This window comes from Streptomyces bungoensis, from assembly GCF_001514215.1.
GTDB classification, from domain to species: domain Bacteria; phylum Actinomycetota; class Actinomycetes; order Streptomycetales; family Streptomycetaceae; genus Streptomyces; species Streptomyces bungoensis.
On sequence record NZ_KQ948854.1, the window covers coordinates 121,686 to 136,186 of the forward strand.

Annotated in this window: 17 protein-coding genes; 5 read left to right on the top strand and 12 right to left on the bottom strand. The window is 73.5% G+C overall.

Annotated features, from left to right (window positions below; all coding sequences use genetic code 11):
• Nucleotides 1-4: 4 nt before the first annotated feature.
• The 8 genes from hisF to hisD are packed head-to-tail and all read right to left on the bottom strand — an operon-like array spanning nucleotide 5 to nucleotide 5,719.
• Nucleotides 5-760 (bottom strand): imidazole glycerol phosphate synthase subunit HisF, encoded by a 756-nt coding sequence (hisF, locus tag AQJ66_RS10750; RefSeq protein WP_061919611.1) that lies wholly within the window; start codon nucleotides 758-760, stop codon nucleotides 5-7.
• A complete protein-coding gene (locus AQJ66_RS10755) occupies nucleotides 757-1,152 on the bottom strand; it encodes a RidA family protein (protein ID WP_061919613.1) in 396 nt (131 codons plus the stop codon). Before AQJ66_RS10755 ends, hisF begins: the two co-directional genes overlap by 4 nt.
• A complete protein-coding gene (gene priA / locus AQJ66_RS10760; protein ID WP_061919615.1) occupies nucleotides 1,149-1,874 on the bottom strand; it encodes a bifunctional 1-(5-phosphoribosyl)-5-((5-phosphoribosylamino)methylideneamino)imidazole-4-carboxamide isomerase/phosphoribosylanthranilate isomerase PriA in 726 nt (241 codons plus the stop codon). The genes AQJ66_RS10755 and priA overlap by 4 nt, the downstream gene beginning before the upstream one ends.
• Nucleotides 1,875-1,878: 4 nt before the next feature.
• Complete coding sequence (gene hisH, locus AQJ66_RS10765; protein WP_425264274.1) at nucleotides 1,879-2,517, bottom strand: imidazole glycerol phosphate synthase subunit HisH; 639 nt, start codon at nucleotides 2,515-2,517, stop codon at nucleotides 1,879-1,881.
• The gene (locus AQJ66_RS39345; RefSeq protein ID WP_043500011.1) at nucleotides 2,514-2,678 is read right to left on the bottom strand and encodes a hypothetical protein; all 165 of its coding nucleotides are present in this window, start codon (nucleotides 2,676-2,678) and stop codon (nucleotides 2,514-2,516) included. The genes hisH and AQJ66_RS39345 overlap by 4 nt, the downstream gene beginning before the upstream one ends.
• A gap of 4 nt (nucleotides 2,679-2,682) precedes the next feature.
• Nucleotides 2,683-3,276, bottom strand: coding sequence for an imidazoleglycerol-phosphate dehydratase HisB (gene hisB / locus AQJ66_RS10775; protein ID WP_061919620.1), 594 nt, complete (start codon nucleotides 3,274-3,276; stop codon nucleotides 2,683-2,685).
• The gene (locus AQJ66_RS10780; protein ID WP_061919622.1) at nucleotides 3,273-4,379 is read right to left on the bottom strand and encodes a histidinol-phosphate transaminase; all 1,107 of its coding nucleotides are present in this window, start codon (nucleotides 4,377-4,379) and stop codon (nucleotides 3,273-3,275) included. Before AQJ66_RS10780 ends, hisB begins: the two co-directional genes overlap by 4 nt.
• Complete coding sequence (gene hisD, locus AQJ66_RS10785) at nucleotides 4,376-5,719, bottom strand: histidinol dehydrogenase (RefSeq protein ID WP_061919624.1); 1,344 nt, start codon at nucleotides 5,717-5,719, stop codon at nucleotides 4,376-4,378. The genes AQJ66_RS10780 and hisD overlap by 4 nt, the downstream gene beginning before the upstream one ends.
• A 238-nt stretch (nucleotides 5,720-5,957) precedes the next feature.
• Between hisD and AQJ66_RS10790 the strand changes: the two genes are divergently transcribed.
• The 4 genes from AQJ66_RS10790 (at nucleotide 5,958) to ybaK (ending at nucleotide 10,072) form a co-directional block, all read left to right on the top strand.
• Complete coding sequence (locus AQJ66_RS10790) at nucleotides 5,958-7,535, top strand: hypothetical protein (RefSeq protein WP_061919626.1); 1,578 nt, start codon at nucleotides 5,958-5,960, stop codon at nucleotides 7,533-7,535.
• Nucleotides 7,536-7,690: 155 nt separating this feature from the next.
• A complete protein-coding gene (locus tag AQJ66_RS10795; RefSeq protein ID WP_079060174.1) occupies nucleotides 7,691-8,743 on the top strand; it encodes a hypothetical protein in 1,053 nt (350 codons plus the stop codon).
• Between the two features lie 11 nt (nucleotides 8,744-8,754).
• Nucleotides 8,755-9,495 carry an LON peptidase substrate-binding domain-containing protein gene (locus tag AQJ66_RS10800; protein WP_061919628.1) on the top strand — a complete coding sequence of 247 codons (741 nt, stop codon included), beginning with the start codon at nucleotides 8,755-8,757 and terminating at the stop codon, nucleotides 9,493-9,495.
• Between the two features lie 25 nt (nucleotides 9,496-9,520).
• The gene (gene ybaK, locus AQJ66_RS10805; RefSeq protein ID WP_244162796.1) at nucleotides 9,521-10,072 is read left to right on the top strand and encodes a Cys-tRNA(Pro) deacylase; all 552 of its coding nucleotides are present in this window, start codon (nucleotides 9,521-9,523) and stop codon (nucleotides 10,070-10,072) included.
• 58 nt (nucleotides 10,073-10,130) lie between these two features.
• On the opposite strand, the gene AQJ66_RS10810 is transcribed toward ybaK, so the two are convergent.
• From AQJ66_RS10810 to AQJ66_RS10825, 4 genes are all read right to left on the bottom strand, one after another.
• Nucleotides 10,131-10,769 carry an AAA family ATPase gene (locus tag AQJ66_RS10810; protein ID WP_061919632.1) on the bottom strand — a complete coding sequence of 213 codons (639 nt, stop codon included), beginning with the start codon at nucleotides 10,767-10,769 and terminating at the stop codon, nucleotides 10,131-10,133.
• Between the two features lie 34 nt (nucleotides 10,770-10,803).
• On the bottom strand, nucleotides 10,804-11,625 hold the full coding sequence (locus AQJ66_RS10815) for an ABC transporter permease (protein ID WP_061920185.1): 822 nt from the start codon (nucleotides 11,623-11,625) through the stop codon (nucleotides 10,804-10,806).
• Between the two features lie 64 nt (nucleotides 11,626-11,689).
• Complete coding sequence (locus AQJ66_RS10820; RefSeq protein WP_061919633.1) at nucleotides 11,690-12,703, bottom strand: ABC transporter ATP-binding protein; 1,014 nt, start codon at nucleotides 12,701-12,703, stop codon at nucleotides 11,690-11,692.
• Between the two features lie 94 nt (nucleotides 12,704-12,797).
• Entirely contained in the window at nucleotides 12,798-14,018 is a 1,221-nt protein-coding gene (locus AQJ66_RS10825) for an NYN domain-containing protein (RefSeq protein WP_061919635.1), read from the bottom strand.
• A 225-nt stretch (nucleotides 14,019-14,243) separates the two neighbouring features.
• Between AQJ66_RS10825 and AQJ66_RS10830 the strand changes: the two genes are divergently transcribed.
• Nucleotides 14,244-14,423 carry a hypothetical protein gene (locus AQJ66_RS10830; protein ID WP_061919637.1) on the top strand — a complete coding sequence of 60 codons (180 nt, stop codon included), beginning with the start codon at nucleotides 14,244-14,246 and terminating at the stop codon, nucleotides 14,421-14,423.
• Nucleotides 14,424-14,501: the final 78 nt, after the last annotated feature.

Sequence of the window (14,501 nt, forward strand, 5' to 3'; positions counted from 1 at the left end):
GCGCCTACCTGACCGGGTGGCCCGCCTCCCGCAGGGTCTGCTTGACCTGGCCGATGCGCAGGTCGCCGAAGTGGAAGACGGAGGCGGCGAGGACCGCGTCCGCGCCCGCCCGTACGGCCGGGGGGAAGTCGGCGAGCTTGCCGGCGCCTCCGGAGGCGATCAGCGGGACGGTGACGTGCTTGCGGACGGCGGCGATCATCTCCAGGTCGTAGCCGTCCTTGGTGCCGTCGGCGTCCATGGAGTTCAGCAGGATCTCGCCCGCGCCCAGTTCGGCCGCGCGGTGGGCCCACTCGACGGCGTCGATGCCGGTGCCCCGGCGGCCGCCGTGGGTCGTCACCTCGAAGGAGCCCGACTCCGTGCGGCGGGCGTCGACCGACAGGACCAGGACCTGGCGGCCGAACCGCTCGGCGATCTCGCGGATCAGGTCCGGGCGGGCGATCGCGGCGGTGTTGACGCCCACCTTGTCGGCGCCCGCCCGCAGCAGCTTGTCCACGTCCTCGGCCGTGCGGACGCCGCCGCCGACGGTCAGCGGGATGAAGACCTGCTCGGCGGTGCGGCGCACCACGTCGTACGTCGTCTCCCGGTTGCCCGAGGAGGCGGTGATGTCCAGGAACGTCAGCTCGTCGGCGCCCTCGGCGTCGTACACCTTGGCCATCTCGACCGGGTCGCCCGCGTCGCGCAGGTTCTGGAAGTTGACGCCCTTGACGACCCGGCCGTTGTCCACGTCCAGGCAGGGGATGACTCGTACCGCCAGGGTCATGCGGGTGCTCCTCGGAAGGCCTCCACCTCGACCTCGACGACCAGACTGGGGTCCACGAAGCCGGAGACGATGATCATGGACGCGGCCGGCCGCACCGCGTCGAACAGCTCCTTGTGCGCGCGGCCGATCTCCTCCACGTCCCGGGCGTGGGTGAGGTACATGCGCGTGCGCACGACGTCGTCCCGCCCGAGCCCGACCTTCTCCAGCGCGGCGAGCGCGACCTTGAAGGCGTTGACCGCCTGCTCGTACGGGCCGCCTCCGGCGATCTGGCCGTCCACGATGGAGGTGCAGCCCGAGACCAGGACCAGGCCGTTGGGCAGCTCGACCGCGCGGGCGTAGCCGAACTGCTCCTCCCACGGCGCGCCGGTGGTCACACGTCGTACGTCGCTCACTGGGCCACCGCCTCCAGGGCCTCTTCGAGGGTGAACGCCTTCGCGTACAGCGCCTTCCCGACGATGGCGCCTTCGACACCCAGGGGGACGAGGCCGGCGATGGCCCGCAGGTCGTCCAGGGAGGACACGCCGCCGGAGGCGACGACGGGGCGGTCCGTGGCGGCGCACACGCTGCGCAGCAGCTCCAGGTTGGGGCCCTGGAGCGTGCCGTCCTTGGCGATGTCGGTGACGACGTAGCGGGCGCAGCCCTCCTTGTCGAGCCGCTCCAGCGTCTCGTAGAGGTCGCCGCCGTCGCGGGTCCAGCCGCGGCCGCGCAGGGTCGTGCCCCGTACGTCCAGGCCGACCGCGATCTTGTCGCCGTGCTCGGCGATGACCTTGGCGACCCACTCGGGGGTCTCCAGGGCTGCGGTGCCGAGGTTCACGCGCGTGCAGCCGGTCGCCAGCGCGGCGGCGAGGGTGTCGTCGTCGCGGATGCCGCCGGACAGCTCGACCTTGATGTCCATGGCCTTCGCGACCTCGGCGATCAGCGCGCGGTTGTCGCCGGTGCCGAACGCGGCGTCGAGGTCGACCAGGTGCAGCCACTCGGCGCCGGAGCGCTGCCAGGCGAGGGCGGCGTCCAGGGGCGAGCCGTACGACGTCTCGGTCCCGGACTCGCCGTGCACCAGGCGGACGGCCTGGCCGTCGCGGACGTCGACGGCGGGGAGCAGTTCGAGCTTGGCCATGTCTCTACAGGGTTCCGATCCAGTTGGTGAGGAGCTGGGCACCGGCGTCGCCGGACTTCTCGGGGTGGAACTGGGTGGCCCACAGGGCGCCGTTCTCCACGGCGGACACGAAGGGCTCGCCGTGCGTGGACCAGGTGACCTTGGGTGCGGCGATCACCGGGTTGTGCGTGTCGAGGGTCCAGTCGTGGACGGCGTAGGAGTGCACGAAGTAGAAGCGGGCGTCGGCGTCGAGGCCCGCGAACAGCTGCGAGTCGGCGGGTGCGTCGACCGTGTTCCAGCCCATGTGGGGCACGACGTCGGCCTGGAGCGGCGCGACCGTGCCGGGCCACTCGTCCAGGCCCTCGGCCTCCACGCCGTGCTCGATGCCGCGGGCGAAGAGGATCTGCATGCCGACGCAGATGCCCATCACCGGGCGCCCGCCGGACAGCCGGCGGTCGATGACCCAGTCGCCGCGTGCGGCGCGCAGGCCCTGCATGCAGGCGGCGAACGCGCCGACGCCCGGCACCAGCAGGCCGTCGGCGTTCATCGCCTTGTCGAAGTCCCGGGTGATCTCGACGTCGGCGCCCACGCGCGCGAGGGCGCGTTCGGCGGAGCGGACGTTGCCGAAGCCGTAGTCGAAGACGACGACCCTCTTGCCGTTCAATTCCACACCTCCAGCCGCATGACGCCCGCGACCAGGCACATCGCGGCACCGATCGAGAGCAGCACGATGAGGCTGGTGGGCATCTTCTGCTTGGCGAAGGAGATGATGCCGCCGACCAGGAAGAGGCCGACGACGATCAGGACGGTGGACAGACCGTTCATGGGGTTACAGCGCGCCCTTCGTCGACGGGAGGATGCCGGCCGCGCGCGGGTCGCGCTCGCTGGCGTAGCGCAGCGCCCGGGCCAGCGCCTTGAACTGGCACTCCACGATGTGGTGCGCGTTGCGCCCGTACGGCACGTGCACGTGCAGCGCGATCTGCGCCTGGGCCACGAAGGATTCCAGGATGTGCCGGGTCATCGTGGTGTCGTACTCGCCGATCATCGGCGCCATGTTCTCGGGCTCGGTGTGCACGAGGTACGGGCGGCCGGAGAGGTCGACGGTGACCTGGGCGAGGGACTCGTCCAGCGGGACCGTGCAGTTGCCGAAGCGGTAGATGCCCACCTTGTCGCCGAGCGCCTGCTTGAAGGCGGCGCCGAGCGCGAGGGCGGTGTCCTCGATGGTGTGGTGGGAGTCGATGTGCAGGTCGCCGTCGGTCTTCACGGTCAGGTCGAACAGGCCGTGCCGGCCGAGCTGGTCGAGCATGTGGTCGTAGAAACCGACGCCGGTGGCGATGTCGGTCCGGCCGGTGCCGTCGAGGTCCATCTCGACCAGGACCGACGTCTCCTTGGTGGTGCGCTCCACGCGTCCTGTGCGGCTCATGCCTCAGACTCCTTCTTGACTTCACGGACCGCGTCGAGGAACGCGTCGTTCTCCTCCGGGGTCCCGGCGGACACCCGCAGCCATCCCGGTACGCCGTTGTCCCGGACCAGGACGCCCCGGTCGAGGATCCGCTGCCAGGCCGCGTGGGAGTCGGGGAACCGGCCGAACTGCACGAAGTTGGCGTCGGACTCGGTGACCTCGTAGCCGATGGCGCGCAGTTCGGTCACCAGCCGGTCCCGTTCCGCCTTCAGCTGCTCGACGTACCCGAGCAGCGTGTCGGTGTGCTCCAGGGCGGCCAGGGCGGTCGCCTGGGTGATCGCCGAGAGGTGGTACGGCAGCCGGACGAGCTGGACGGCGTCCACGACCGCGGGGTCCGCGGCGAGGTAGCCGAGGCGCAGGCCCGCGGCGCCGAACGCCTTCGACATCGTGCGGGAGACGACCAGGTGCGGCCGGCCCGCCAGCAGCGGCAGCAGGGAGGCGCCGTGGCTGAACTCGACGTAGGCCTCGTCCACGATCACCATGGACGGCCTGGCCGCCTGGGCCGCCTCGTACAGCGCGAGGACCGTCTCGGGCGGCACGGCGTTGCCGGTGGGGTTGTTGGGGGTCGTGATGAAGACGACGTCCGGCCGGTGCTCGGCGATGGCCCGCTCGGCGGCGGGCAGGTCGATGGTGAAGTCCTCGCCACGGGGGCCGGAGATCCAGCGCGTGCCCGTCCCGCGCGCGATGAGCGCGTGCATCGAGTACGACGGCTCGAAGCCGATGGCGCTGCGGCCCGGCCCGCCGAAGGTCTGCAGCAGTTGCTGGATGACCTCGTTGGAGCCGTTGGCGGCCCAGACGTTCTCGACGCCGAGCGGGTACTTGCCGGTGTTCGTCAGGTACGCGGCCAGCTCGGTGCGCAGCTGGACCGCGTCCCGGTCGGGGTAGCGGTTCAGGTCGCGGGCGGCCTCCCGGACCCGCTCCGCGATCCGCTCGACCAGCGGCTCGGGCAGCGGGTAGGGGTTCTCGTTCGTGTTCAGCCGTACGGGGACGTCCAGCTGGGGCGCTCCGTAGGGGGACTTGCCGCGCAGTTCGTCCCGTACGGGCAGATCGTCGATGCCGGTCACTTGCTCGTCGGTACCTTCCAGCCGAACCTCGCCTTGATCGCCGCGCCGTGCGCGGGCAGGTCCTCCGCCTCCGCCAGCGTCACCACGTGGTGGGCGACCTCGGCCAGCGCGTCCTTCGTGTAGTCGACGATGTGGATGCCGCGCAGGAAGGACTGGACGGACAGGCCCGAGGAGTGGCAGGCGCAGCCGCCGGTGGGCAGGACGTGGTTGGACCCGGCCGCGTAGTCGCCGAGCGAGACCGGGGCCCAGGGGCCGATGAAGATCGCGCCCGCGTTGCGGACCCGGTCGGCGACCGCGGCGGCGTCGGCGGTCTGGATCTCCAGGTGCTCGGCGCCGTAGGCGTCGACCACCCGGAGGCCTTCCTCGATGCCGTCGACCAGGACGATCGCGGACTGCTTGCCGGCCAGCGCCGGGCGGATGCGGTCCTCGACGTGCTTGGTGGCCGCGACCTGCGGGTCCAGCTCCTTCTCCACCGCGTCGGCCAGTTCGGCGGAGTCGGTGACGAGGACGGCGGCCGCGAGCGGGTCGTGCTCGGCCTGGCTGATCAGGTCCGAGGCGACGTGCACCGGGTCGGCGGTCCCGTCGGCCAGGACCGCGATCTCGGTGGGGCCGGCCTCGGTGTCGATGCCGATCTTGCCCGTGAAGTAGCGCTTGGCGGCGGCCACCCAGATGTTGCCGGGGCCGGTCACCATGTCGGCGGGAGCGCAGGACTCGGTGCCGTACGCGAACATCGCGACGGCGGTGGCGCCGCCGGCCGCGTAGACCTCGTCCACGCCGAGCAGCGCGCAGGCGGCGAGGATCGTCGGGTGCGGCAGGCCGCCGGCTGGATCGTTTTCGAAAGCGGGGGCCTGGGCCGGCGAGGCGAGCGCGATCGACCCGACGCCGGCCTCCTGCGCCGGGACGGCGTTCATGATCACGGACGAGGGGTAGACGGACCGGCCGCCCGGCGCGTACAGCCCCACGCGGCCGACCGGGACCCACTTCTCGGTCACGGACCCGCCGGGCACCACCTGGGTGGTGTGCGCGCTCCGGCGCTGCGCGCGGTGGACCAGGCGGGCGCGGCGGATGGACTCCTCCAGGGCCGCGCGCACGGCCGGGTCGAGGCCCTGGAGCGCGTCGTCGAGCGCCCGGGCCGGGACACGGACGGATTCCAGCCGTACCCCGTCGAACTTCTCGGCGAAGTCGATCAGCGCCGCGTCGCCCCGATGATGCACGGCCTCGCAGATCGGCCGCACCTTCTCCAGGGCGGCCGCCACGTCGAAGTCGGCTCGGGGCAGCAGGTCGCGCAGGGCGGGGCCCTCGGGAAGGGCGTCGCCGCGCAGATCGATTCGGGAGATCACGTACTCAATTCTCTCAGACCGGGGTGGGGAGCCGTGCGCGCGTATCAATGGCTGATACAGAACGCGCCGCGACGCGGGGCCGGGAGTGACTCAATGCCTGCTACAGAACGTGGCCGGAACTCGGAAGATCGCCTTCACCCTGGGTGTTCCCGGGGTGACAGAACGGGCATGAACGGCTGTACGACACAGATGCCGCACCAGTGGGCATCGACAACGGGGCGAGGAAGAGGGAAGAGCGGTGACCGAGGGGACCGACCTTGGCGCCGGGGACCTGCCGGACGACCTGACCGCGGCCGAGGCGGGCATGTGGCAGGCCTTCCGCAACGGCAGCCTGTACGACCTGAGCAGCGGGGACTCCGTCGTGGACGATCCGCACGGCGGGCATCCCTGGGGGCCCGAGCGCAGCGTCCGGGCGCGCACCGTGTGCTGGCTGCTGCTGGACGGGCCGCCCGCGCTGGCCGGCCGGGTGGCCGCGCTGAAGCTGGCCGGCGTGCGGATCACCGGCACGCTGGACCTGGCGGGCGGCACGGTCATGCCGTACGTGGAGCTGCGCGGCTGCCGGTTCGACGAGCAGGTCCTGCTGCCCGAGGCCCGGTTCACGACCCTGCGCCTGGTGGACTGCGCGGTGCCGCGGCTGGAGGCGGCCCGGGTGCACACGGAGGGTGATCTGCACCTGCCGCGCTGCCGGTTCCAGAACGGGGTCCGGCTGACCGACGCGCACATCGGCACCGACCTGCTGCTCAACCAGGCGATCGCGTACCGGGACCGCAGCGGGCGGTCCATCTCCGCGGACGGCATGACGGTCGGCCAGGACCTCCAGGCGGAGCTGCTGGAGTCGCACGGCGAGATCAGTCTGCGCAGCGCCAAGGTCGGCGTGTCGCTGAGTCTGCGAGGGGCGAAACTGGCCAACCCGTACGCACGCCACGCACTGAACGCCCCGCAGCTGACGGTGGAGCGCACCCTGTACCTGACCCCGGCCGGCCTGGGCAGCCCGCTGCTGAGCGGGACGACCCCCGCGCGCGGGACGCGGATCCAGCGCTTCGAGTGCCGGGGCGGGGTGCGGCTGGACGACGGGCGGTTCGGGGACGCCGTGGACCTGGAGCGGGCCCGGTTCACCTTCACCGACGACCAGGAACTGTCCCTGCGCCGGGTCCAGACGCCGGAGCTGCGCTTCCTGGGCGACAAGCCGCAGCGCGGCAGGGTGGTGCTGTCCGGCGCCCGGATCGGCAACCTGGTGGACCGCGCGGGCAGCTGGCCGGACCCGGGGAACCTGCAGATGGGCGGCTTCGCCTACGAGAGCCTCGTACCGCGGGGCCCGTTCCCGCTGGCCCGGCGCCTGGAGTGGGTGGCGGCGGCCACCGCCGAGTACCACCCGGAGCCGTACGAGCGGCTGGCCGCCGTGCTGCGGGCGGCCGGGGAGGACGAGGACGCGCGCGAGGTGCTGCTGGCCAAGCAGCGGCGGCGGCGCGAGACGCTGCCGCTGGCGGGCAAGTTCTGGGGGTACCTCCAGGACTGGACGGTCGCCTACGGCTACCGGCCGGGCCGGGCCGCGGTGTGGATGGCGGTGCTGTGGGCGGCGGGCACGCTGGCCTTCGCGCACGCCGCCCACCCGCCGGTGGACTCGGGCGGGCATCCGAGCTGGAGTCCCGCCCTGTTCACGCTGGACCTGCTGCTGCCGGTGATCGATCTCGGCCAGGTCGGCGAGTGGCAGTTGCAGGGTGCCTGGCAGTGGCTGGCGGCGGCGATGGTCCTGCTGGGCTGGATACTCGCGACCACGGTGGCGGCGGGGGCGACCCGGCTGCTGCGGCGGAGCTGAGGGGCCGAGCGGCGCCGGGACGGCGCCGACGAGAGCCCTGGCAGGTGCCCCACAATGGTTGAACAATAACCTTTTACCTGTCCTTGACCGTCGGCCGTACAACTTTCCCGGACTTGTCCGGTCCCTCTGGCGCACTCCCGAGTGGCGGACTTTCAATGGTCGACACCATGGCTCTGCTGCCGGCGTTCCTCCGCCCCACCCGGACGACACGACGTGCCCCCCGCCCGGCCGCCCCACCGCCGGCCGGCGACGAGGCCGTCCTCGACGCGCCCGACGCGCGCCTCTCCCCCGCGCTGGTCGCGGCCGGGCGGGGCGAGTACGGCGCCGCCTCCGCCCTGCTCGCCGCCACCCGTGCGGCGGCCGAGTGGGAGGACCGCGACGGGTACGCCCGGCGCCTGGCCGCGTTCGCCCGCTCCCGGCCCGAGTGGTTCGAGGAGTGGCGCGCGGCGGCACCGGACGACCCCGACGCCGCCCTCGTTGCCGCCCAGCTCGCGGTGGACCGGGTCTGGCCCTCGCCGGCCCGCGCCGAACTGCTGCGCGAGGTGAGCCCGCTGATCACGGCCGCGGCCCGGGCCGACGACCGGGACCCGGTGCCGTGGCGGATCGCGCTCGACCACGCGCGCGGCTCCCGGGCCGGGCACCGGTACTTCGAGGAGCTGTGGGAGGCGGCGGTGCGGCGCGCCCCGCACCACTACGGCTGCCACGTGGCCGCCCTGCGCTACCTGGGCACCTTCTGGCACGGCTCGCACCGCGAGTGCTTCGACTTCGCCGACCTGGCCGCGCAGGACGCGCCGGCGGACTCGCGCGTCCAGGCGCTGCCGGCCCGGGCCGCCTTCGCCTACCTGACCGACGGCTGCGGGCCCGAGGTGCCGGACGGGCGGCTGCACGCGGCGGCCGACCGCGCGGCCCGGTTCTCCGGCCGCTTCCCGGTGGCCACGCCCTGGCTCGCGGGCGTGCGCAACAAGCTGGTCTACGTCCTCGCCCGGCTGGAACGCTGGGAGGACGCCCGCACCCAGCTGCGGCTGACCGGCCCGTACGCCACCTCGTTCCCCTGGGACCGCTTCTCCGACGACCCGCTGGGCCACTTCCTGCGACTGCGCGAGGCCCTCCTCGGTGCCGCTCCCCCGGCCGTGCTGGCCGAGCTGGTGCAGGTGCCGCCGCGGCCCCGGAACGAGCACCGCGGCCGCGTGCTCGCGGATGACCATTAGGCTGGGGCGCCGTGACCACCGTCCGTCTGCCCCTCTTCCCGCTGAACTCGGTGTTGTTTCCCGGGCTCGTGCTGCCCCTGAACGTCTTCGAGGAGCGTTATCGCGCCATGATGCGCGAGCTGCTGAAGACTCCCGAGGACGAGCCGCGGCGGTTCGCCGTCGTGGCGATCCGCGACGGCCACGAGGTGGCGCCGAGCGCCCCGGGCATGCCGGACGCGACGGCACAGCCGCAGCGGGGCCCGGCCGCCGGCTTTGGCCCGGATCCCCTCAGGTCCTTCCACGGCGTGGGCTGCGTGGCGGACGCGGCGACCATCAGGGAGCGCACCGGCGGCACGTTCGAGGTGCTGGCGACCGGGACGACCCGGGTGCGGCTGCTGTCCGTGGACGCGTCGGGCCCGTTCCTGACGGCCGAGCTGGAGGAGCTGGAGGAGCAGCCCGGCGACGAGGCCGGCGCCCTGGCGGAGGGGGTGCTGCGCTCGTTCCGCCAGTACCAGAAGCGGCTGGCGGGGGCCCGCGAGCGCTCCCTGTCCACCGGCGCGGACCTTCCGGACGACCCGTCGGTGGTCTCCTACCTGGTGGCGGCGGCGATGATGCTGGACACGCCGACGAAGCAGCGGCTGCTGCAGGCGCCGGACACGGCCTCCCGCCTGCGGGACGAGCTGAAACTCCTGCGCTCCGAGACGTCCATCATCCGTAGTCTGCCGTCGCTGCCCGCGTCCGAGCTGACGCGGACGCCGACGAGCCTGAACTGAGGAAGACCGAGGCCGAGCACCGACGATGGCGAAGAAGTCGAAGAAGCAGCAGCAGGAAGAAGGGGCGCGCGAAGCGCATCCGAAGAAGGGTGGCGGTGGGCGACGGGCGGGAACCCCGGCCACGGTGGCCCTCACGGCGGCGGGCGTGGACTTCACGGTCCACTCCTACGACCACGATCCCGCCCACCCGTCCTACGGCGAGGAGGCGGCCGAGGCCATGGGCGTCTCCCCCGACCGCGTCTTCAAGACGCTGGTGGCCGACGTCGACGGCACCCTGACCGTGGCGGTGGTCCCCGTCTCCGGCTCCCTCGACCTCAAGGCCCTGGCCGCGGCGGTCGGCGGCAAACGAGCCGCCATGGCCGACCCGGCCCACGCCGAACGCACCACCGGCTACGTCCGCGGCGGCATCTCCCCCCTGGGCCAGCGCAAGAAGCTCCCCACGGTCCTGGACGACTCGGCCGGGGCCCACGACACCATCTGCGTGTCGGCGGGCCGCCGGGGCCTGGAGGTGGAACTGGCCCCCGGGGACCTGGCCGCGCTGACGGGGGCGGTACTGGCACCGATCGGCCGGGGCTGACGCGGCGTCTTCCCCTCCCGCCTCAGCCGATCGGGAGAGGGGCTGAGGGCACGGCGCCTCAGCCCTGCGGGTACGGCACCTCGGGGTCGCGGGGGCCGAACAGGGCCGTCAGGCCCAGGTGGACCAGGGCCGCGCCCAGCGGCCAGGCCAGCAGGGCGCCCTTCGCGCCCAGCTTCAGCGGGGCCGGGAAGGTGACGCCCTTGCCCACCGCCTTCGCGTGGGCGATGACGTCCGACTCCGGTCCCAGCCATATCCCGAGCCGCCACGCCAGCAGCGACCCCAGCAGCCCGCCGAGGCCGAGCGCCACCACGAGCGGCACACCGCCGCGCCGCCGCCACAGGAACACGGCCACGGCACTGACGAGCCCGAACCCCAGGCCCAGCAGGGTGAACGTTCCGTCCGCCCCGGCCGCCTGCTCGCCCTCGGTGTCCTTGAGGTAGACGACCCAGCTCTTGCCGGACTGGTCCCCCACCAGCGGCACGTGCGGTGCCAGCCACCACCACAGCAGCCCGAGCAGCACCCCGCCCAGGGCCACCACCACCGTGATCACGGCGGCCTCCCGCACTTCGGTCTTCATCCCGGGGCCGTCCTGTTCGTGCCTGTCGTCCCCGGCCGGGGTCCCGGCGGGCGGAGCCGGCCAGGCCTGGTGCGGGGAGTCGTCGTGCGGCGGCGGAGGCGGAGTCAGCGGTGCGGTCACCCTGTCATCGTGCCAGGCCGCACGGCGCGCCGCGTCACCGGACGGCCGCCCTGCGGTACGCCCAGGCCGCCACGGCCAGCGAGACGATTCCGACACCCGCGCACACTCCCAGGTCGACGAGGACAGCGGCCCAGTCCGGGTGTTCCCCGAACGTCCGCGCGTAGGCCTCCACGCCGTACGTCGACGGCAGCAGATCACGGGCCAGCCGTACCGCCTCGGGCATCCGGTCGGCCGGCAGCACCCCCAGCAGCAGCGCCGCCGACATGCCCAGCTGGCCGAGCAGCGTGGCCAGCTCGGGCCGCGGGGCGAGCAGCCCGCAGGCGGCGCCCAGCCCGGACAGCGCGGCCCCGGCGAGCGGGATGACGGCCACCAGGATCCACAGGTTGGACAGCGGCAGCCCGAACAGCACGCTCCCGAAGACCGCGGTCACCAGGGTTCCCGGCACGGTGAAGGAGGCGTACGCCCCCGCCGCGCCCAGCACCACGGCCGCCGGCGGCACCGGCAGCGTGGCGTAGTGGTCGAGTCCGCCGCTGGCCCGCAGCTGCCCGAAGTACTGCGCCAGCAGGTTCAGCGCCACGTAGGCGACCACCAGGACCGAGGACCCCGCCACCACGGACCGCGCCTCGCCGCCGTTGTCGACGACGCCCCGCATCATCACGGTGATGCCGATGGACTGGAAGGTGGCCACGAACAGCAGCGGGATCCGCGCCACCCGGGCGCGGGACAGCTGGGCCCGGTAGACGGCCGCCAGCGACGGCCACAGCCGCGCGCGCGGTCCGAGCTCGGCCGCGACCGGGGCCGCCTCGGACACGGCCCGGGCCCCGCCCGGCACAACGTCCGCGGGTACGACACTCACGACGAGCTGCTCCTCTTCCGTACGGCAGTCGCGCACACCCGTACGCATTCCGCGGCCCGCGCGCTCATGCCTTCACCAGCCCCTGGCGTGCCGCGCCGCCCAGCGTCAGGTACACGTCCTCCAGGCTGGGCGTGGCGAGCGTGAAGTCGTCCAGGGCGGCGAAGGCGGCTCCGCCGGTCACCGTGGCGACGGCGGCCCGGGCCTCCTCGGGGGCCAGCCGGAGCGTCCAGCGCCGGCCGGACTCCACGGCGCGCGCCCGCAGGGCGGCGACCTCGGGCACCTCCAGCGGAGCCCGCTCGCGCCACACCAGTTCCACCCGCACCTCGCCGGAGACCTGCTCCTTCAGCCCGGCCGGGGTGTCGCAGGCGATGACCCGGCCCCGGTCCAGGACGGCGACCCGGTCGAGGACGGTCTCGGCCTCGATGACGTTGTGGGTGACCAGCAGCACGGTCGTGCCGTGCTCGGCGCGCCGCCGGTCCACGGCCGCCCAGACCGCCCGCCGGGCGACCGGGTCCATGCCGGTGGTCGGCTCGTCCAGCACGAGCAGCGGCCGCTCGCCGACGAGGGCGGCGGCGAAGCAGGCGAGTCTGCGCTGGCCTCCGGACAGCTTCTTCAGCGCGCGCCCGGCGATCGGCGTGAGCCCCAGCTCCTCCAGGACGGCGTCCCGCTCGGCCCGGGCCCGCCGTACGTCCAGACCGCGCAGGCGTCCGGTGGTCTCGGCGGCGAGGGAGACGGTCAGCTCGTCGAGGGCGGAGGACTCCTGGCCCAGGTAGGCGAGGATCCGCGCGGCCCGCTCGGGGTGGCGCACGATGTCGTGGCCGAGGATCTCGACGCTGCCCGTGTCCGGCCGCAGCAGGCCGGTGAGCTGCCGTACGAGGGTCGACTTGCCGGCGCCGTTCGGCCCGAGCAGCCCGAAGATCTCCCCGCGCCGCACGTCCAGTTCGACCCCGTCGGTGGCCCGCACCTCGGGCGTGCCCGGCGCCCCGCGCCGCCCCTTGACGGCGGGGTAGGTCTTGCCGAGCCCGCGCACGCGTACGACCTCGTCGTACCGAAGTGCCTGGGCCGCGCGCGTACTCACAAGGAACGAGCCTACGGGGTCCGCGCCCTTTACTCGCCTTTGGGGCGGCTCCACGGGACCGCCCCCTCGGCGGCGCCCGCCCGGCGTCGTCCGGTCAGTCCCCGGCGCCCGCGTGCTCGGCCGCCGCCGGCACGTCGATCTCGCGCCAGAACCCCGCCCGGATGGCGTAGCGGTCGTGCTCGTCGATCTGATCGTCCTTGTGGGCGAGCAGCCCGAACCGGGCGGCGTAGCGCAGCAGCTCGCCGTCGATGCGGTGCGGGATGCGCGGGTACATCGTGGACAGCCGCTGCACGTGGCTCTGGTCGCCGAGCCGGGAGATCCACCGCCGGGCGAACACCTGCCCGACCTCGTACGGGTCGCCGCCGACCGTGGTGATGTCCTCCTCCCGGTCGGCCCACCGCTGCTCGGCGGTGGTCAGCTGGGCGAGCGTCGGCATGGAGGCGGCCTCGGGCGGTTCGGCGGCCGTTCCCGGCCGGTCCACCCAGCCCTTGTCCGAGGACCACCTCAGGGTGGCGGTCGCCGGATGCTGCACGGCCTGTGCGCCGGGTGCGCGCAGGGCGGCGAGGTCCTTCGGGGTCGGCACGCCCTTGGACGCGGGCAACCGCTCCTGGGCGCCGTTCTCCGTCGCCGCGGCGGCCGGCGGGCGGGGGCGCTCCTCGGCGGGGTGCTCGGCGGCCGCGGAGAGCGCGGAGTCGGGCAGCGGTGCCGACAGGATCGCGGCGATCTCGGGGCGGGGCGCGGGCGGCGGCGCGCAGACGCCGGTCAGTTCCTTGGCCCGGACCGCCTGGGTGATCCAGGCCCGGTCCAGGACGCGCCGCTCGTCGGCCTCGGCGACCAGGTCCTCGGACTGGTTGTAGTCGCCGTCGGCCGCCTGGACGGCCCAGAGGTGGACGGCGACGCCGTGCTCCTTGGCGGCCATCATGCCGGGCAGCAGGTCCCCGTCGCCGGTGACCAGGACGATGTCCGAGCAGGCGCGGTTGCGGGCGAGCTCGGTCAGCTCGGCGTGCATGGCGGCGTCGACGCCCTTCTGCGCCCAGCGGCCGTCGGTGCGGGTGAGGGCGCCGAGGCGGACGGTGACCCGGGGCATCACGCGCAGCCGGCGGTGCTCCGGCTGGGGGACGCGGTCAGGGGCGCCGTCGAACCAGTAGATGCGCAGCAGCGGGTGCCCGGTCTCCGACTCGGCGCGCTCGCGCAGGGCCTGGATCAGCGCCGCGTGGTCGACGGTGATCCGGGATCGCGAGGGCTCACCGGCGAGGAGGCTGGCGGCGGCACCCAGCAGATACCCGGCGTCCACCAGGACGATGCAGCGGTCCACGCGACTCACCCTCTTCCCGGGAGGTTTTGCTTCGGACTTCCTTCGAGTCTGCCCGACGGCGCGGGGGTTAACGGCCCGAACTCGATCTTCGGCGTGGCGTATGCGGCGCCCGCCCGCCCACCAACCCTGTCACACACGGTAATTATCCGACATGCGATTGATGTCAGCGTATGTGAATCTGGTCCCGGCCCTGGCCCCTAGATCCCCCACAGGAGGCAGATCACCATGGCCAAGAACAAGAACCGCAAGCAGGCCGGCCCGCAGAACCGCGCTCCGCAGAGCGAGCACGCACCGGAGCGCGCACAGCGTCCGGCCGCGGAGGAACCCGAGTCCTCCATGGCGGGCGTCGCGGGCAGCCCTTCGGAGATATCCCGTAAGAAGCAGAAGAGTTTCGGCCACAACTAAAGGTCGGCCACGACCCAAGGGCAGTTGCAGCCCGGGCAGACCGGAGGGGCGCACCCGCCGCGGGTGCGCCCCTTCGTG